This is a genomic window from Williamsia deligens, from assembly GCF_024171765.1.
In the GTDB taxonomy this organism is placed as follows: Bacteria; Actinomycetota; Actinomycetes; order Mycobacteriales; family Mycobacteriaceae; genus Williamsia_A; species Williamsia_A deligens.
Genome location: NZ_JAMTCI010000001.1, coordinates 709,662 through 727,477 on the forward strand (window position 1 = coordinate 709,662; position 17,816 = coordinate 727,477).

The 17,816-nt window shown below is 71.1% G+C and carries 16 protein-coding genes; 6 read left to right on the top strand and 10 right to left on the bottom strand.

All coding sequences use genetic code 11. The features are described 5' to 3' along the window. The first annotated feature begins 35 nt into the window (after positions 1-35). Positions 36-473 (top strand): VOC family protein, encoded by a 438-nt coding sequence (locus LX14_RS03325; RefSeq protein WP_253645850.1) that lies wholly within the window; start codon positions 36-38, stop codon positions 471-473. A gap of 72 nt (positions 474-545) precedes the next feature. Then, positions 546-1,298: an SDR family oxidoreductase gene (locus tag LX14_RS03330; RefSeq protein ID WP_253645851.1), complete on the top strand. Its 753-nt coding sequence runs from the start codon at positions 546-548 to the stop codon at positions 1,296-1,298. A gap of 3 nt (positions 1,299-1,301) precedes the next feature. On the opposite strand, the gene LX14_RS03335 is transcribed toward LX14_RS03330, so the two are convergent. Both LX14_RS03335 and eccCa read right to left on the bottom strand, forming a co-directional pair. Then, entirely contained in the window at positions 1,302-1,721 is a 420-nt protein-coding gene (locus LX14_RS03335) for a DUF3761 domain-containing protein (protein WP_253645852.1), read from the bottom strand. A gap of 105 nt (positions 1,722-1,826) precedes the next feature. Continuing rightward, complete coding sequence (eccCa, locus tag LX14_RS03340; RefSeq protein WP_253645853.1) at positions 1,827-5,840, bottom strand: type VII secretion protein EccCa; 4,014 nt, start codon at positions 5,838-5,840, stop codon at positions 1,827-1,829. Positions 5,841-5,922: 82 nt separating this feature from the next. On the opposite strand from eccCa, the gene eccD reads away from it, so the two are divergent. From eccD to LX14_RS03355, 3 genes are read left to right on the top strand one after another with little or no spacing between them, the layout of a single operon-like run. Beyond that, positions 5,923-7,479: a type VII secretion integral membrane protein EccD gene (eccD, locus tag LX14_RS03345; protein ID WP_253645854.1), complete on the top strand. Its 1,557-nt coding sequence runs from the start codon at positions 5,923-5,925 to the stop codon at positions 7,477-7,479. Beyond that, a complete protein-coding gene (mycP, locus tag LX14_RS03350) occupies positions 7,476-8,972 on the top strand; it encodes a type VII secretion-associated serine protease mycosin (protein ID WP_308214064.1) in 1,497 nt (498 codons plus the stop codon). Before eccD ends, mycP begins: the two co-directional genes overlap by 4 nt. Next, positions 8,972-9,742 (top strand): hypothetical protein, encoded by a 771-nt coding sequence (locus tag LX14_RS03355; protein ID WP_253645855.1) that lies wholly within the window; start codon positions 8,972-8,974, stop codon positions 9,740-9,742. Before mycP ends, LX14_RS03355 begins: the two co-directional genes overlap by 1 nt. Positions 9,743-9,751: 9 nt before the next feature. On the opposite strand, the gene eccB is transcribed toward LX14_RS03355, so the two are convergent. Further along, the gene (eccB, locus tag LX14_RS03360; RefSeq protein ID WP_253645856.1) at positions 9,752-11,191 is read right to left on the bottom strand and encodes a type VII secretion protein EccB; all 1,440 of its coding nucleotides are present in this window, start codon (positions 11,189-11,191) and stop codon (positions 9,752-9,754) included. A 71-nt stretch (positions 11,192-11,262) separates the two neighbouring features. On the opposite strand from eccB, the gene eccE reads away from it, so the two are divergent. Further along, positions 11,263-13,014 (top strand): type VII secretion protein EccE, encoded by a 1,752-nt coding sequence (gene eccE / locus LX14_RS03365; protein ID WP_253645857.1) that lies wholly within the window; start codon positions 11,263-11,265, stop codon positions 13,012-13,014. 96 nt (positions 13,015-13,110) lie between these two features. Here the strand turns inward: eccE and LX14_RS03370 are convergent, their stop codons facing one another. The 7 genes from LX14_RS03370 to LX14_RS03400 all read right to left on the bottom strand — a co-directional run bounded on the left by LX14_RS03370 (position 13,111) and on the right by LX14_RS03400 (position 17,645). After that, a complete protein-coding gene (locus tag LX14_RS03370) occupies positions 13,111-13,416 on the bottom strand; it encodes a WXG100 family type VII secretion target (protein WP_253645858.1) in 306 nt (101 codons plus the stop codon). 47 nt (positions 13,417-13,463) lie between these two features. Then, on the bottom strand, positions 13,464-13,787 hold the full coding sequence (locus tag LX14_RS03375) for a WXG100 family type VII secretion target (RefSeq protein WP_253645859.1): 324 nt from the start codon (positions 13,785-13,787) through the stop codon (positions 13,464-13,466). An 85-nt stretch (positions 13,788-13,872) separates the two neighbouring features. After that, on the bottom strand, positions 13,873-14,658 hold the full coding sequence (locus LX14_RS03380) for an ESX secretion-associated protein EspG (RefSeq protein WP_253645860.1): 786 nt from the start codon (positions 14,656-14,658) through the stop codon (positions 13,873-13,875). Beyond that, positions 14,658-15,608 (bottom strand): PPE domain-containing protein, encoded by a 951-nt coding sequence (locus LX14_RS03385; protein WP_253645861.1) that lies wholly within the window; start codon positions 15,606-15,608, stop codon positions 14,658-14,660. Before LX14_RS03385 ends, LX14_RS03380 begins: the two co-directional genes overlap by 1 nt. A 68-nt stretch (positions 15,609-15,676) precedes the next feature. After that, on the bottom strand, positions 15,677-15,979 hold the full coding sequence (locus LX14_RS03390; protein ID WP_253645862.1) for a PE domain-containing protein: 303 nt from the start codon (positions 15,977-15,979) through the stop codon (positions 15,677-15,679). Between the two features lie 26 nt (positions 15,980-16,005). Continuing rightward, complete coding sequence (locus LX14_RS20595; RefSeq protein ID WP_301283151.1) at positions 16,006-17,274, bottom strand: hypothetical protein; 1,269 nt, start codon at positions 17,272-17,274, stop codon at positions 16,006-16,008. 53 nt (positions 17,275-17,327) lie between these two features. Next, positions 17,328-17,645 carry a type VII secretion target gene (locus LX14_RS03400; protein WP_253645863.1) on the bottom strand — a complete coding sequence of 106 codons (318 nt, stop codon included), beginning with the start codon at positions 17,643-17,645 and terminating at the stop codon, positions 17,328-17,330. Positions 17,646-17,816 lie beyond the last annotated feature (171 nt).

Sequence of the window (17,816 nt, forward strand, 5' to 3'; positions counted from 1 at the left end):
AACCGGGGCCGACCCGCCGAGACGAAGGACCCACCATGAGCGAGTTCCCCCGACTGGCGAACGTCGTCGTCGACGCGGTCGACGTGCGGACGACGGCCGAGTTCTATCGACGACTCCTCGGACTCGTCTACCGCGCCGGGGACGAGCCGCCCACGGACGGCACCGACGACGCCGACTGGCTGGTCCTGTACACCGCGGGCGGCGAGCGACTGCTCGCGTTCCAGCAGGCCGACGTCCTGCCCGCGACGACGTGGCCGTCGCCGGAGGTGCCGATGCAGATGCACCTCTGCTTCTACGTCGACGATCCCGACCGCCTCGACGCGGAGGCGGACCGTGCGCAGGGACTCGGCGCCACCCTGCGGCAGCACCGGACCGACGATCCCGATGAACCGCTGTACGTCCTCACCGATCCGGCGGGGCACCCGTTCTGCCTCTACACACACCCGTCGGTCCCACCGGGCAGCCCGTTGTGATCAGCGCCCGGGAATGCCGACCGCGGCGGAACCGTCGGTACTCGTCGAGACTTCGACGACGAGGGGACGGCAATGACGCAGGGACGACTGACCGACACGATCGCGGTGGTGACGGGAGCATCCAGCGGGATCGGTGAGGCGACCGCGCGGGCGCTCGCCGCGGAGGGCGCCACCGTCGTCGTCCTCGCGCGACGCCGAGACCGGCTCGACGAGCTGGTGTCGTCGATCGCATCCGAGGGCGGTCAGGCCCGCGCACAGGAGGTCGACGTGACCGATCCCGCGGCCGTCGCCGCCGTCGTCGCCGGGATCGCCGACGAGTTCGGCAGGATCGACATCCTCGTCAACAACGCGGGGTTCCTCGCGAACGGTCCCGCCGTCGACGCCGATCTGGCCGACTGGCACCGCATGGTCGACGTGAACGTCAACGGCGTCCTGAACACGACTCACGCCGCGCTGCCGCACGTGATCTCGGCTGTGGGACACGCGCGCGGTGTGGCCGACATCGTCACCGTCAGCTCACTCGCCGGACGACGTGTGCCGACGTCGGAGAACAACGTGTACTCGGCGACGAAGCACGCCGTGAACGCCTTCGCCGAGGCATTGCGCCGCGAACTCGCCGGTCAGCAGGTCCGTGTGGGGCTGATCGAACCCGGCATCGTCCGCAGCGAGATGACGACCGGCGGTGGCAAGGGCGCACCCGACGCGACGCAGGGTTCCCCCCTGCTCGTCGAGGACATCGCGGCGGCGATCGTCTTCATGGTGACCCAGCCCGACCACGCCGCGATCAGCGAGATCGCCCTGCGCCCGACAGAACAGGAGCGGTGAGCGTCAGCTGCCGAACAGGAGCCCACCCAGGAGCAACGGCAGGAGCAGCGCACCCCCCACCACCGCGCTACCGACGCCGAGGGCACCGAGTGCCACCGCGGGATCCGTGCCACTGCCGCCGCCCGCCGAGCCACCGGAGATCCCGCCATGTCGCGAGCAGGCCCCGCTCCGGTTCTCGGCGTGGCTGTACGTGCCGTCGGCGCACCGGATGCTCGTGGTGCTCCCGTCGGGCACGGGTGTACATCGCCCTCGGGAGTTCTCGTAGTACCCCGATCCGCATCCGTCGCTGACGCTGTGGACCACACCCGTGTCGGCGCGGGCGGTGGCGGCGCCGGTGACGAACGGTCCGGCGACGAGAGCCATCACGAGGACGGCGACGACGACGAGTGCTGATGAGACGCGACGGGCGACGGGATTGTGCATGCCGGAATAGTCCGACAGACGCGGTCGACGACGCGCCGACACGGCCAGCATGTCGGATGTTCGAATGACGCCTGCCACGCTGACGACATCGACTGAGATCCGGGGTCAGTCCAGCGGAGGCGACCAGGCGACCTGCATCAGGCGGTCGCCCGCACGGGTGACGAGCACACCGCGACCGGGCGGACGCGGCGCACTCTTCGTGGTGCCGAGCAGCACCCCCTCGTCCTTGGGCGCGCTCATCATCAGGCCGTCCACCGACAGGTCCTTCAGACGACTGATCACCGGGTCGAACAGCGAGCGTGACGCACCGCCGCTGCGGCGCACCACGATCAGATGCAGGCCGATGTCACGCGCCTGGGACAGCATGTCGACCAGAGGGAGCAACGGGTTGCCCGACGCGACCGCGACCATGTCGTAGTCGTCGACGACGACATAGATCTCCGGGCCCTCCCACCACGAGCGGTCGCGGAGTTCCGCGGCCGTCACGTCCGGGCCGGGCACGCGCCCGGCGAGCACCCCGGCGAGCTCCTGCACCAGCGGCTCCGCCTGCTGCCCCGACGTCGCGTACGCCGCGAGGTGGTTGCCCGACACCTCGCCCAGCAGGGTCCGCCGGTAGTCGAGGACCAGGATCTTGGTGTCCGCGGGGCGTCCGTTCTCGACGAGACCCCGCACGATGGTGCGCAGCAGCGTGGACTTGCCGCACTCGACGTCGGCGAACGCGAGGAAGTGCGGCTGGGTCGCGAAATCGAGCACCACCGGCGACAACTCGGCCTCGTCGATGCCGATGGCGACCTGGGTCGGGCGCGGCGTCGTCGCCCCGAACGCCCGGGCGACGACGTCCTCGCGGTCCACCCGCTCGGGCAGCATCCGCACCGCGGGCGCCTTCTGGTCGGGGTAGTACCCGGCGACCGCCGCGACCGCCCCGGCGACACCCGCCGACAGATCGACGACATCGGAGCGGCCGTCGAGACGCGGGATCCCGATGAGCATGTGCAGACGGTCGGGCGACAGGCCCCGGCCCGGGCGGCCGATCGGGACCGTGGCCGCGACCTTGCGGTCGACCTCGGAGTCGGCCGGGTCGCCGAGACGGAGCTCGATGCGGGTGCCGAGGAGATCCTTGACCACCGGGCGGATCTCCATCCACCGCGAGGCGCTCACCACGAGGTGGATGCCGTACGAGAGGCCCTGTGCCGCAAGCGCGGAGAAGGTGTCCTCCAGTGCGTCGTACTCCGACCGGATCGTCGCCCAGCCGTCGACGACGAGGAACACGTCACCGAATCGCTCGTCGGCGACACCCGCGTCCCCCGATGATCGGCGACGTCGGAACTCCTGCATCGAGTCGATGCCCAGTTCGCGGAACCGTGCCTCCCGACGACGGAGGACCGTCATGACCTCGGCGACCGTGCGACGGACCCGGTCCTCCTCGAGGCGCGTCGCGACGGAACCCACGTGCGGCAGGTTCGCCAGACCGGTGAGCGTGCCGCCACCGAAGTCCAGGCAGTAGAACTGCACCTGGTCGGGGGTGTGGGTGACCGCCGCGGACAGGATCAGTGTCCGCAGCGCGGTCGACTTGCCCGACTGCGGCCCGCCGATCACCGCGGCGTGACCCTGCGCGCCGGCGAGATCGAGGGTGAGGACGTCACGACGCTGGTCGTAGGGACGGTCGACGATCCCCACCGGGAACCGCAACGACGAGACGGGCTTCGACGCCGTGGATCGCCAGTCACGCACCTGCAGCAGCGAGTCGACGGACGGGGAGTCCTCCAGTGGCGGCAGCCAGACCTCGTGGGCGGATCGCCCGTGCCCCTCGAGCTGGGCTACCACCGTGTCGAGGACGGTCACCGCGCGGCCGTCGCGCAGTGCCGGGGTGGTGTCGACGGGGTCCGGTGCGACGTCGATCATCTCGTCGACGGCGGGGCGCACGTCGGGGACCTGTGTCGCGGTGAACAGCCGGATGGGCACCGTCGGACCCGATCGACCCGCGGTGTCACCGCGGCGGGTGGTGACGGTGGACGGGACGTACGGTCCCGAGACGTAGGAGGCGTTGAAGCGGACCGGTTCCGACGAGTCGCACTTGAGGTACGCCGACCCCGGCACGGCCGGCAGGTGATATGCGTCCGGGACGCCGAGGACGGCTCGGGACTCGCTGGCCGAGAACGTCTTCAGCCCGATGCGATAGGACAGATGCGAGTCGAGGCCACGCAGTTTGCCCTCCTCGAGCCGCTGCGAGGCCAGCAGCAGGTGCATCTGCAAGGATCGGCCGAGCCGGCCGATCATCACGAACAGTTCGGCGAAATCCGGCTTCTGCGAGAGCAACTCGGAGAACTCGTCGACGACGATGAACAGCGCGGGCAGCGGGTCGAGTGCGGCGCCGTTCATCCGGGCTCGTTCGTAGTCGGCCACGTTGGCGAAGTTGCCCGCCGACCGCAGCAACTCCTGGCGGCGGTTCATCTCGCCGGCCAGGGCGTCGCGCATGCGGTCGACCATGGCGAGCTCGTCCTCGAGGTTCGTGATCACCGCGGCCACGTGCGGGAGGCCGTCGAGCCCGAGGAACGTCGCACCACCCTTGAAGTCGACGAGGATGAGGTTCAGCGCCTCGGGCGCATGCGTCGTCACCATCGACAGGACGAGGGTCCGCAGGAACTCCGACTTGCCCGAACCGGTTGCGCCGATGCACAACCCGTGCGGCCCCATCCCGTTCTCGGCCGCCTCCTTGATGTCGATCTCGAGGGGCTGACCGCTCTCGGTGACGCCCACCGGCACCCGGAGACGGTCGCGCGGGGTCCGTGGACGCCACACACGGTCGGGGTCGACGGCGCCCGCGTCGGCGATGCCGAGCAGTCGCATGAGGCCCGGGTCGCGAGGCCCGGTGTCTGCGTCGAGGTTCACCAGCTGCGCCGCGGTGGCGAGCGAGTAGCGCGCCATCCGCCGTGCCACCGCCTCGGCGGTGGCGACGGTCATCTCGTCGGCGGCGGCGAAGTTCTCGACACCGAAGGCGGATCGCGCACCGAGGGCGCCACCGTCGATGACGAGCTGCGTCCCTCGCCGTGCGGCGAGCGTCAGCGGGTTGTCGTTGAGGCCCAGGACGGTCACCGAGTCCAGTCCACCGTCGTTGATCGACCGCTCGTCGCCGTTGACGTATCCGCCGGCGAGGACCACCAGCCACTGGATGCGACCGTCGGCGGGGGTCGCGTTGCGCGAGAACCGCGGGCGTTCCGTCAGCTCGGGGTCGTGGTCCTCCTCGAACTCCCGCAGGGACTGGTAGAGCATCCGGGCCGGGCCGGCTCCGTCACGCCGTGTGGGGTGCTGCAGATGCGGCAGCCACTTCGCCCACGACCACTCGGTCGTGTCGGGGTCGGCGCAGACGATCGCCACCCGCACGAGGTCGGGACCGTGAAAGGTGCACAGCTGCAGGATCATCGACCGGGCGAGTGCGTTGACCCGCTCCGTCGTGCCCTCGATCGTCACGGCGGGGAACGCGCGCAGCGAGATGGCGGTCGGCAGTCCGCGGACGACGGCATGCATACGGATGAACCGGCGCAGCGCCATCACCGAGACCGGCTCGAGGTCCTCCAGGGGCCCGGTCTCCGGGCGGGCGAGCCGGGTGGCGAGGCGTTGGGCGCCGATGCCCAGGCGCACATGACAGAAGTCGGCGTCGTCGGTGCGTCGTTCCCACATCCTTCGCGAACCCACCGCGGGCAGCAGCGATCCGGTCGCCGGGTGCGACCAGGACAGCGCGCGCAACTGGTCGGTCGCGGTCTCGTCGACGTCCTTGCGCAGACGGCCGAGATAGCGCAGATAGTCCTTGCGCTCCTCGTTGAGCTCGGCGGCACGGGGTCCCCCACCGCGGCCACCGGAGGCGAACATGCCGACCATCGACATCAGCATCATCATCGGGAAGAGCAGCGTCACCGGGTTCTTCAGCGCCGAGGACCCGGCCGTGAAGAACAGCGCCATCATGCCGACCATGGCGACCACCATCACCAGCGGCAGCATGCGCGTGAGGATGCTCGCCGGGACGGCGCGCGGGATCTCCGGCGGGGCCTGCACGGCCATCTCCCCACCGGGGAGACGGGGGCGCGGAGCCCGCGCTCGACGGACGAATCCCTCGGTCGTCATGCTCTCGGCCTCCCCGTCACCTGCGAACGTTGCGTCGGCTATCGTACGTTTCGCACAGCTGACAGGGAGGCGCTGGCTGCCGATGACGACGTACCCGCCCGGACCGGGCCCCATGCCGGGGAGTCCCGGTGTCGCCGCGGCCATGTCGGCCGGACCCCTGGCCACCGGTCCGCTCTCCCGTGACAGCACACCCCGCCGTGTCGAGCCCCAACTCGCCCGGGTGTCGGTGCTGAGCGGCCGCACCCAGGTCGACGTCGCGCTGCCCGCGGACGTCCCCCTCGCGTCGCTCATCCCCGAGCTCGCCGGGCTTCTGCTCCGCAACCAGTTCGGCGAGCCCGAACGTGTCCCCGACGACCTCGCCGTCCGGTGGACGCTGGGCAAGGTCGGGCAGCCGGTGCTCGACGAGACCAGGACGTTGATCGAATCAGGCATTCACGACGGCGATCTGCTGGTGCTCCGTTCCGAGGGCACCGCCGAACTGCCCACCGTCTACGACGACGTCATCGACGCCGTCGCCGGGATCACCCGCCGCGAGTTCCGCTCGTGGTCGGCCACCGCCGCCCGCTGGGTGGGCGTGGTGGCGTTCCTCCTCGCCGTCGTCGTCTCCGGCGTGCTGACGATGGTCGCCTCGTGGTCGTCGCACCGGTACGACCTCGGCGCCGTCGCCCTGGTCGCGTTCGTCGTCTTCTTCGTCGCCGACCTCGTGGTGCGCGCCAACGGCGCCGACCGCGTCGTCGGTGCGGCGCTGACGGTGGCGTCGTGCGTCGCGGTCTTCGTCGGCTGTTTCGCCACCCTCGGCGCCGCCGACAACGCGGCGAACGTCCTGCTGGGTGCGGGGGTCGCGCTCCTGGTCGCGGTGGTCGCGCTGCGTGTCACCGTGGGCGAGCCGTTCACGCACCTGGCGTCGATCACCGTCGCCGCGCTGGTCACGCTCGGCGCGCTGGGTCAGTTGCTGATCGGTGCGCCCGTGCAGCACACCGCGGCCGTCCTCGCCGTCGTCGCGATGCTGGTCGCCCTCATCGCCCCGCGCCTCACCATCCTGCTGGTGCGCCTGCCGATCCCGACGGTCCCGTCCGCCGGTGCGTCGCTCGACGACATCGATCCGCCCGACCAGCAGAACATCAACGCCGGCGTCGCGGCGATCGGTGCTGTCGCCCTGCCCGAGACCGCCGCACTGGAGATCCGGGCCAAGGCCGCCAACGCCCACATGTCCGGGCTGATGCTGGGTGCGGCCGCCGTCGCCGCCGTGTCGGCGGTCGTGGTCGCCGTGCCCCACCCGGATGTGGACTGGAAGTCGCTGGTGCTCGGCGTGCTCGTCGCCGCGGCGATCGTCCTGCGCGGCCGCTCCCACAGCGACCTCGTACAGGCGGCCGGGATGATCGGAATCGGCGCCTCCGCGCTCCTCGGGGTCGTCGCGGTGCAGTCCGTCGCCGACGGGATCTGGGCCGTGCTCGCCGTCGGCCTGACCCTCGTCGTCTCGGCGGCCTCGTTCCTCTTCGGCGTGGTCACGCCGACGATGGAGTTCTCCCCCGTGATGCGCAGGATCGGCGAGATCGCCGAGTACCTGGTCATCACCGCGACGGTGCCCATCGCGGCGTGGGTCATCGGGCTGTACTCGCTCGCCCGCGGCGCACTGTGACCGCTGACCCCACGACCTGGCGCGCAGGTGGACCCCTCCTGCGCCTCGTGGTCGCGGGCGTCGTGGGAGTCGCCGCCACCTCGGCCCTCCCGCTCACCGGGCTGGTGATGCCCGCGACGGCACAGGCGATGTCACCGCCGACCGTCGGTGGGCCGGTGCCGTCGGAGAGCCCCATCGCACCGTCGGCGCCGACCAAGAAGGCGTTCCTGTGCTCGGCGATGGTGTCGACGAAGTCCGACCACATCGCCCGACCCGCGAACCTGCAGATGCTGAACATCGAGAAGGCGTGGACCTTCTCGCGGGGCGCGGGACAGCGCGTGGCCGTCATCGACACCGGTGTGTTCCGCAGCCCACGACTGTCGGTGACACCCGGCGGCGACTACGTCTCCTCCGGCGACGGCACCGGCGACTGCGACGGGCACGGCACGCAGGTCGCCGGCCTGATCGCCGCGAAGCAGTCGCCCGACGACGGGTTCGCGGGCGTCGCGCCGGACGCCTCCGTCATCGCCATCCGGCAGTCGTCCTCGGTCTACGGTCCGGCCGACTCGCGCCGGGACTCCTCGACCATCTCGACGGCTCCGGACAACTCCGACAACGGGGTCGGTGACGTCACCACGTTGGCGCGGGCGGTCGTGCGGGCGGTGAACCTCGGTGCCACCGTCATCAACATCTCGGTGGGTGCCTGCGCCTCCGCCGGCACCGACCTCGGTGATCGTGCGTTGGGTGCGGCCGTGCGCTTCGCCTACGACCGCAACGTGGTGGTCGTCGCCGCCGCGGACAACATCACGCAGCAGGGTGGGTGCTCACCGCAGAACAGCGCGGCCCAGGGCGGTCGCGACCCGGACCCATGGTCGACGGTCACGACGAAGGCGACGCCCGCCTACTTCAGCCCGTACGTGGTGAGCGTCGGGGCCGTCGAAGCCGACGGGACGCCGTCCACCTATTCCCTCGCCGGACCCTGGGTCACCGTCGCCGCACCCGGGTCGGAGATCGAGTCGCTCAACACCTCCACGCGGCCGATGATCATCGACGCGAACGTCGGTGACGAAGGCCGCCCGGCGCCCATCTCCGGCACCAGCTTCGCGGCGCCGCTCGTCTCCGGTCTCGCAGCACTGATCAGGTCGCGGTTCCCCGACTTGACCGCCCGACAGGTCATCGACCGGATCACCCGGACCGCCCACCATCCGGCCGACGGTCGTGACGGGGCCGTCGGATACGGCCTGATCGACCCGGTCGCCGCACTGACCACCACGACCCCCGATTCGACACCGGCCGACGCATCACCCGCCGATCCACGAACGGGTGACTCGCGCAACGTCTTCGCCGAGCAGCCGCTGCGTCCCGCCGCCGCGCCGGCGGCGCCGAGTCCGGTGCCGCGCTACGTCGCGTTGGGGGTCGCGGGTGGCGCCGCCGTGCTGTCCGTCATCGCCTGGATCCTCCTCCGACGGCGTGGAGGGGACCGACGCCAACTGCGCGAGGGCATCGACTACTGATGGCCCCGGTGGACGCGTGGAGGCTGAGCACTCTGCACTTCCGGCAGCTGTGGGAGGAGTCGGACGCCGCGGACTACCCGCTCGAATTCGCCTACGCCGACGCCGATGTCGCAGCGGGAGCCGACACGCCGCGGCTCCCCGGTCTCTCCGACCTGACGCCTCCGCAGCGGGCCGCGATCGACGCGATCACCCGCCCCCGGGTGACGATCGCGGCGACCGGTCTCGACGCGCGACGCGACTTCGCCGACCCCCGCCACCACGTCCGCATCCTGTCCGCCACGGCCGACATGACGACGGTGTACGTTGCGCGCCAACACCTCGGTGCCACCGTCGACCGCGGCGCGACGGTGGCGATCACCCAGCACGCACCGTCGCAGTGGACCCACGACCTGGTGGGCCTGCTCCCGCGGTCGCCCGGGGCGGGAACGCTCACGACCGACGCCACGGTGGCGTTCGCACCGGTACCCGGGTTCGACATCGGCACCGTCTCGACCGTCGTCGAGCCCCGGACGCCGACGGCGGCCACGGCATTCGCCCGCCCCGACCCGGCGACCTGTGGCAGCCTGCGCGTCCAGGTCGGCTCGATCGCGGACGGACGTCGACCCACGGCTCTGGAGGTGCGTTTCCGCGACATCGTCGACGACGGTCGTTACCTGCTCATCGTCGACGAGCCGGGGGTGGCGATGGGCGTGGACCACAAGGGCTTCGCCTCCATGCTCAACCGCGTCGTCAACACCCTGCGCACGCGACACCGCGCGGCGGGCGACTGACGCCGCCGGTCATGACCCGGCGTCCGGCGTCACGTCCGACCGCTCGATCAACGCCGTGTTCCGGGCCAGGGCGGGACCGGGCGGCATCAACCTGACGATGGGGTACGGCGCCGTGAGCGGGTCCGGCATCCCGAGCGCACCGGTCGCACTCGACGGGACCCCGTACCGCACACCGGTGTCCGCGACGAGGAAGTCCGACGCCGTCTGCGCGCTGTCCGGGTCGCTCCCGGTGGTCCGGACGAAGTAGTTCGTGCCCGGCGGCACGTACGAGACGTCGGCACCGAGACCGTCCGCGCGGGCACCCACCGTCGACACCAGGGTCTTCTGGTCGGCCACCGGGAAATCGGGCTCGAGTGCCAGTCCGACCGTTGCCGCGGTGTCGCCGTCCTTGCGCCATCCGAAGCACAGCGCCTTCTGCGACGTCCCCTCCACCTCCGTGGGTGCAGTGTCGGGATAGCCCGCGACGGAGAGCGATTCGACCGGCTGAACCGTGGTGATCGCGCTCGGGCTGACCGTGATGGGCTGGCCGCTGGTCGCGACCGACGCGCGGATCAGGTCCGCGACGAACGGCGACACCTTCTGGATCCCGTCGCGGAGGACGACGTAGAGCTGATCGCCGCCGCCGGCGGCGGTGTCGAGACTGGACACCCGGATGATCGACCCGATCCGGGCACCGTTCAGGCCGAATCTCGACGCGTCGCCCGCCCCGGGGATCTCCGGCGCCGCGATCGGGCGGGACGGCGGGACCGCATCCAGCAGAGCGGGACTGACCGAGCGGGCGTCCACCGACTGCAGGCCGAGAGCCTGGCGCACCACGACGTCGTCGGGATCGACCTGCGCGCGGGTGCCGCGGTAGAGGACGTAGCGGTCGTTGCCGCTGCGGACGTACAAGGCGTCCGACGGACCGAGATCCCGTGCCCCCGGGCCCGGGACCGGCGCGCCCGCGATGACGCCGACGGTCGGGCTGCCGTCGGGGTCTCGGGGCTCGTCGAGACGGTCGCAGACAGACCACTGCGACACCCCGGGCGCACCCGTCGCCGACAGGTCGCTCGGCGCGCCGGGGATGCCCAGCTGCGCCCCGCGCGGGTAGTCGGCGAGCACGGAATCGCTGACAGAGGCGGGCTTCTCGGCCTTGCCCGCCACGAGACGCGCCGACGCCAGGTTCAGGGCGGGGTGCAGACGGCCGTCGACGATCACGTACAGCTGACCGGACTGCTTGCTCATGACGATCGTCGAGTCGCCCACCGATCCCTGGGGCTTGAAGAAGCCGAGGGCCACGGCACCGCCCACCACCACCAGCGTCAGGATCAGGCCCACGATCACCGCCTTCACGTGCCCGCCCATGGGGTCGTGGATCATGCGGATGTCGCGCCGGACAAGGGCGTGCTCAAGACGCTTCAACAGGAAGCGATAGCCGCTCACCTGCGACTTCGTCGTCCGCTGTGCCATGGCCTCCCCCGTCCGCGCGCGAGTGCTCCACACCCATTCAGCTGTACAGAACTGCTGTTAAGGTACTGGACGTGGCGCACCCGACTCGGCCCGGCTCCTCGCCCCGAGCGTCTGCTCTCGTCCGGGCGCTCCCCCTCCCGTCGGTGATCGCGGCGGAGGTCGTCGCGGTCATCGTGTTCGCGGTGCTGCGCGCCGTCGGGGTGGCCCTGATCCCCACTGCCGTAGCGACCGTCGCGGTCGGGATCATCGGCGCACTCCTGGCCGTCCGCGCACCGTCGGACATCTCGGTGTACGGCCGGGTCGCCCGTCGTCTCGCCTACCTACGACGGTCGGGACGCACTCCCGATGACCCGCCGGTGCCCTTCGATCTCCCCCAGTCCGACGGCACCGCCATCGGACTGCGCTGGGCCGACGACCGTCTCATCACGGTCATCCGCATCGCGCGTCCCGTCGCACCGACCGCGCTGATCCCGTCGAACACCGTCGTCTCGACCTCCGGGCTGTCGTTGGGTGTGGTCGCGCGGGCGTTGTCGCAGTTCGACATCGAGCTGGAATCGATCGACGTCGTGGCGCACGGCTGGCGTTCCCGGGCAGCGGCGCACCTGACCGGGCCCTACTCGACGCTGACCGCCAACCTGCCGACCGTCCCCCAGCAGGACGTCTGGGTGGTGCTGCGTCTGAACCCGCTGCTGTGCCCGGATGCCATCGCCGCGCGCGGTGGCGGCCCGACGGGTGTCCTGCGCACCGCCGTCACGGCGACCCGGCGGGTCGCCAACCACCTCGCACACGAGGGGTACCGGCCCTCCATCCTCTCCGCGGCCGGGATCACCGCGATGGGTGCACAACTCGTGGACCATGCCCAGGTCGACGACGCCGCCGAGGGGTGGACGTCCATCGCGGACGGGTCGTACTCCACCACCTGCTACGCCGTCACCCGCACCGTCGACGCGGATCTCAGCACCGACATCTGGACGACCCCCAGCCTCTCGACCACCTGCGCCACCCGCCTGCGCCGTGAGGGAGCCGGGTACGAGCTGTCAACGGTGGTCCGGTACTCGACGGTCGGCGACCTCACCCTCTCGCCCCCGGCGGAACTGCGACGGCTCGACGGGCACCAACGCGCCGCTCTCGCACGGACTCTCCCCGCCGGCCGCGACAGCATCTCCGCGCTCCCGCGCGACGTCCTGGATCTCGACGCCCTCGACGAGATCCGCGTCGTCGACGGCGGTCACGGCCAGTTGTTCGGCGCGAACGCCTCCGGGGACGCGATCGCGATCCCGCTCTTCGGATCCGACGTGCGTCGTGTCGACGTCTACGGCTCGGCGTTCCTCACGCAGCAGATCGTGGTGCGCGCCATCGCCGTCGGTGCCCGTGTCGTCATCCGCACCGACCGACCGGACACCTGGGCCGCGCTGGTCGCCAACGTCAACGACCCCCGCACGCTGTTCATGTTCGGGTCGCCCATCGAGCAGCGCAGTTCGATCGCGCAGTACTCGCTGTGCATCCTCGACGCCCGCGAGGCCACGGAGGACCCCACGGTCGGCACCCAGCTGCGTGTCCACCGCACCGCCGGCATCCCCGAACGGCTCGACGAGACATCGGATGTCGCGATCTACCAGGACACCCGCGACCAGTCACGCGCCTACATCGTCACCCGCACCGAGACGTGCGCCGCGACACTGGTCGCGCTCCCGTCGGAGGGTGCACTCATCGACGGCGGTCGTCCCGTACGGCGCCCGCAGCAGGCACCCGCGCCAGTCGGTGGTGGACAACCCGCTCCCTCCCAGGACCGCCGCAGTCGCCACTCACTGGGCGAGGGCTGACACTGCGCTCCATCACCGACGACGGCGCACCACCAACGACGACGGGCGGTGCACCGGATGTCCGGTGCACCGCCCGTCGCGGTGAGATGGTGTGGCTCAGGCGTTGAAGGTCCGGGCAACCGCACGCTCGGTGTCGGACATGTTGCCCTGACCGTCGCTCGCGGCGCGGATGATCTGGGCGAGGACACCCTGGATCTCGGTGACGTCGCTGGTCCACTTCTGGTGCACGGCCCGGAAGGACGCAGCGGCCTCGGACTGGGGATCCCAGCTCTGCTCGATCTTGGTGCGGATCTGCTGCATCTCTTCGTTCAGCTGGTTGAACTGGCCCATCTTCGAGTGGATCTCCCCGAGGAGATGCGTCAGCTGGCCGGTGTTGTAGACGATGAGTCCGTCTGCGCTCATGGTGTCGAGACCTTTCTGGGTGTCGCCGGGGTGAGGGGTCGGGAGGATCAGAGGTTGAGGCCGCCGCCGGCGCTGCGCAGGCCGGCCGAGGCGTCGGAGTCGGTGCTGGAGTAGTTCTTCGTGCCCGCGTTGACGCTCTGCAGGACCTCCTGCATGGTCTGCTGCAGCTTGGTCGACCCCTCCTGGTAGCGGGCGTTCACGTTCTGGAACTCCCGCGACGCGTCGCCGGCCCAGATGGACGCGCCACCGGCCTCCTGCACGACCGCGGCGGTCTGGTTGAGCGTCGTCCGCATGTGCTCCTGGAGGGACTCGGCCTGCTGCCGCAGCTGGTCGACTGACCCGGTGTCGATATTGGTGCCCTGATTGGCCATCAGATCTCTTCCTTCGTCGTGTCCGATTCACGGACGCCTGTGGTGTGGCGGAGGAGGTTCCCCCACCGATCCCAGCCGGCGGTCATCAGACGCCCCCGGGAAGTGTGTGTGCGAGCTGTCGCAACGCGGACGCGACGCGGGCGCCGTCGCCGGCGCCGATGGACGTCCACCGCTCACCGGACACCGACGGGGTCGCCACCGACAGCACCCGTCCGCGGGCGGTGTCGAAGACAGCGATCACCGATCGCTGTGCGGCGTCGTCGGCGCGGGCGACGATCTCGGTCTGTCCGACGCAGTCCACCAGGGTCGCCGCGAGCCGACGCGCGGCCGGCTCAGGCTGACCGAGGGCGAAGAAGGCTGCGGCGTAGTCGGTCTCATCCGCGCACGAGCGCAAAGTGGTGTCGAGGACGTCGCTCGGGACACGCAGCTCGGGCACATCCGCGCCCGGCGCCTCCCCGATCAACGCCACGATCTCCGACCTCACGAGGCGGGCGTCGTCACCGGCGACGACCTCCCGCACCGCGAAGGCATCGCCGTTGCGGGACAGCAGGAACCTGCGGTCGGCCGAGGCGACGATGCACACGCGCAGGATCTGGGTGACGTCGACTCGTCGCATCTCCACGATCCAGTCGGCGACAGCGGCCGCGATGAGGATGGACCGAACGTGCAGGTCGACGTTGCCGGCGTCGTCGATGACGTCGCGTGCTTCCAGAGCCGCGCGCGCGTCGTCTCGCGACTGCGCCGTGAGTCCGTCGTCGGGCGTCTCCTCGATCCGCAACACCGTCGGCATGGTCTGCAGTGCGAGAGCGTCACAGAGGGTGAGGATCTCGACGAGCGAGAAGCGGTGGACCACATCGGTGTCGATGACCATCACGCTCCCTCCCGATCCGAGACGCCCAGGACAGGGGGTGCGGCGTCCACGTGACCGTCGGCGACGGCCTCCTGTACAGAATCATAGTTCGTGCCGGCGACCGGTGCCGTGGGGACACCGGAGTGCGACGCCGACGCCATCGGGGCGACGGGTGCGACGGCAGGCCCACCGGCCACCGTGGTGGCACCCTGATCCACCACCGACACCTCCTCGCTCACGACGCCCTGGCCCGCGGCGCGGGATGTCTGCGTCACGTACTCATTGGACGCACGCGCGACCGGAGTGGTTCCACTCATCGCCGCGATGGCCACCATGGCGCCCTGGGCGGCGGCGACCGCGGCCGAATCCTGTTCCGCGAGGCCCGCTTGCGCGGCATCGCGGTTCGCCGCGGCCGCCGGTGCGTGGACGAGACCCGCGGGCACCCTCGCCGGCTCCCACGGCCTGGCGACGGGCGTCGTGGCCTCCTCGTAGGTCTCCATCACCCGTGAGGCCTGCGCCTTCATGCCCATCGCCTGCTCGTCGAGCTTCGCGATGCCCCCGGCGATCAACGCCGACGGTTGCGCCGTCACCGCCTTCAACGCGGTCTCCATCTGGCCCACCGCGGCGATCACGTGGGCATCGGGCATGGCGGCGACGGCGACGGTGTGGGCGATGGCCTGTCGCTCAGCGGCTTTCGCGTTCGCACGGGCGTCGTCGCCGACAGCGGTGACCCAGGCGCTGAGCTTGTCGATGGCGGCGAGAACCCCCGAGCGTGTCGACCCGGTCCAGCCGTCGTCGACGATCTTGCGGACCGCTGCGAACTCCTCCCGGAGCTCGTGGAGGCTCGCGGCGACGGATCCCCATGCGAGGGCGGCCTCGAACATCGGGCGCTCGCCGGCGCCGGCCGAGAGCTGACGGCTCAGCTCCTCGGCCGGCCGCACCTCCCACCGCACACCGGTGAATCCGACCATTGCCCCTCAGTCCTCTCGATCAGCGATCAGCTATCAGCGATCAGTCACGCGCACAGGCGATCCGGAACTCAGAGTCCGGAGAGCTCCGACGCGACCGTGGCGTCGGTCGTCGCGATGGTCGCGGACCCGTCACGCAGCGCGGCGGCGACGTCGCGGATACCCGCGACACCCTTGACGATCTCGGCGTCGAAGGAGTCCGCGGACGCGGTGAACGACGCCGAGGCCGCACGCGAGACCTCGTCGGAGCCGGCGGGTGCGGTCCGCAGGTCGTCGCCGTGGGTCGCGACCGTGCGCTCGAGCTCGGCGGCGATGGCCTCGAGACGGCTCACGGCCTTGCGCAGGTGGGCCGGGTCGACGGCGATGTCACTCATGAGTTCTCCTTCGGGACGATGGATGGTCAGCTGTCGAGCTCGTCGGGGCTGTCCCAGACCGACTGTGCGGCACTCGGTTCGACACCACCGAGCACCGATGGCGCAGCGCTGGGGCTCTCACCGACCACCTCGTCGGCGTGGCGGGCGTCCACCGAGGTCTCCCGGTCGGCCGCATGGGCACTGCTGCTCGAGGCCGACGCCCCGGCACCCGCCGCGCCCATCGGCATCCCGGCGGGACCGACCGCGCTCGTCGTCGTGGTGGCGGTGCGCCCGGTGACCACCTCGTCCTGGTTCGAGGCCGACCCACCGGCGCGTGTGGGTCCGATCGGCGCGTCGGCGGGACGGGTGCCGAGTGGGGCGTTCGCCCCGCCCCCGGCGCCACCGAGACCGCCGACCCCACCGAACCCCGCAGCGCCGCCGGCGCCCCCTCCGGGACCACCGCCACCGGGGCCGGGCCCGGCTGTCTCGGCGCGGACGTCGAGCTTGTCCGAGGCGGCGGCGAGGCGGCCGGACAGCGAGGCGCGGCCCAGTCCACCGCCGATGCCACCCCCACCCACGGCACCCATGATCGACTGCACCGGGCTGGTGACGGCCTGGACCGCCGACGAGGCCATCCCCGGGACCGCGGCGGCGGCCTGCGGCGCCGCGGTGATCGGGACGGGGTGGCCCGCGAAGGTCATGTTGGCGGTGTGCGCGGTCAGTTCCGCACGGGTCTCGGCCACCACCGCGAGACCTTCACTGAGATGTGCGGTGGCCGACGCGATGATGCCGGCCTGCCCGATGGGCGTGATCGCCGCCGGGATGAGAGGGGCGAGCGACGCCGCGAAGCTGGCGATGACACCCTGCAGCAGCGCGACACCCTTGCCGACCGTCGCGGTCGCGGTCGCGACGATGCGCGAGATGTCCGCGCTCTGACCGCCGGTCTCGACGTTGTTGACGTTGGCCTGTGTCCCGGTCGCCATGGCCGCGGACCCGCCGGCCCCCGCCCACAGCGGCATGACCGTCGACATCGCCTGCGACAGGACGCCGAAGACGCTCTCGAACGCCTTCTGCAGCCCGTCGAAGAGCTGGGTCGGGTCGAAGGGGGCATTCGCCATCGACCCCGAACCGAATCCGGACAGCAGGTCGGTCAGCGGCCTGAACAGCGACGCGAGGTCGATCGTCGGCAGCGGCGGCATGGCGGGCAGCGGAGGCATCTGCGGCATCGGGGGCAACGGCGGGAGGCCGAGGTGTTTGCCCAGGATGTCGCCAACCGGCATGTGGAGCAGCGGCGCGACGCCGCTGTGCTCCAGCATGTCCAGAACTGTGGGGCCGTGTCCGGGTGCCGGCGCGTGGCCCGCACCCTCGGTCACAGCGGCGTGCTCGCCGAGTTCAGCGCGTGGCGGGTGTCGCCGTCGGTGCCCTCGTAGTTCGCAGCGGAGGCGAACGCCGATGCGGCACTGCCCTGGTGGACGGCGACCAGCGCGGCCGTCGACACCGCGTTGGCGAACTGCGCCCCGCCGAAACTGGCGAGGAAGTCCTGCCCGATGAGGCCGAACACGGGCACCATGACCGCGACGTTGGCCGCGAGGTCCATGGCCCCGGCGCTGTCGATCGCCGCGCCGACCGCGGACACCGTGGTCCCGTATGCGCGGATCGCGTCGGGCTCGACGGAGAGATTCGTCATCGTGGTACGACCCCCTGGTCTCGACGTAGCGTCGGACGCCTGTCCGACGCCCGGGTGGAGCCTATCCGACTCCGGACGGGTCTTCCACACGATCGTTAGAGATCTTCATCATCTCGAACGGTTGCTCATGTCGTAGGACGCGGAGCACCGCCGATCGGTTCCATCCCGTCC

Excerpts from the sequence above, each read along its gene's own strand:
- LX14_RS03325 (WP_253645850.1), top strand. The coding sequence starts at position 36 with ATGAGCGAGTTCCCCCGACTGGCGAACGTCGTCGTCGACGCGGTCGAC.
- LX14_RS03330 (WP_253645851.1), top strand. The coding sequence starts at position 546 with ATGACGCAGGGACGACTGACCGACACGATCGCGGTGGTGACGGGAGCA.
- LX14_RS03335 (WP_253645852.1), bottom strand. The coding sequence starts at position 1,721 with ATGCACAATCCCGTCGCCCGTCGCGTCTCATCAGCACTCGTCGTCGTC.
- eccCa (WP_253645853.1), bottom strand. The coding sequence starts at position 5,840 with ATGACGACCGAGGGATTCGTCCGTCGAGCGCGGGCTCCGCGCCCCCGT.
- eccD (WP_253645854.1), top strand. The coding sequence starts at position 5,923 with ATGACGACGTACCCGCCCGGACCGGGCCCCATGCCGGGGAGTCCCGGT.
- LX14_RS03355 (WP_253645855.1), top strand. The coding sequence starts at position 8,972 with ATGGCCCCGGTGGACGCGTGGAGGCTGAGCACTCTGCACTTCCGGCAG.
- eccB (WP_253645856.1), bottom strand. The coding sequence starts at position 11,191 with ATGGCACAGCGGACGACGAAGTCGCAGGTGAGCGGCTATCGCTTCCTG.
- LX14_RS03370 (WP_253645858.1), bottom strand. The coding sequence starts at position 13,416 with ATGAGCGCAGACGGACTCATCGTCTACAACACCGGCCAGCTGACGCAT.
- LX14_RS03375 (WP_253645859.1), bottom strand. The coding sequence starts at position 13,787 with ATGGCCAATCAGGGCACCAATATCGACACCGGGTCAGTCGACCAGCTG.
- LX14_RS03380 (WP_253645860.1), bottom strand. The coding sequence starts at position 14,658 with ATGGTCATCGACACCGATGTGGTCCACCGCTTCTCGCTCGTCGAGATC.
- LX14_RS03385 (WP_253645861.1), bottom strand. The coding sequence starts at position 15,608 with ATGGTCGGATTCACCGGTGTGCGGTGGGAGGTGCGGCCGGCCGAGGAG.
- LX14_RS03390 (WP_253645862.1), bottom strand. The coding sequence starts at position 15,979 with ATGAGTGACATCGCCGTCGACCCGGCCCACCTGCGCAAGGCCGTGAGC.
- LX14_RS20595 (WP_301283151.1), bottom strand. The coding sequence starts at position 17,274 with ATGCTGGAGCACAGCGGCGTCGCGCCGCTGCTCCACATGCCGGTTGGC.
- LX14_RS03400 (WP_253645863.1), bottom strand. The coding sequence starts at position 17,645 with ATGACGAATCTCTCCGTCGAGCCCGACGCGATCCGCGCATACGGGACC.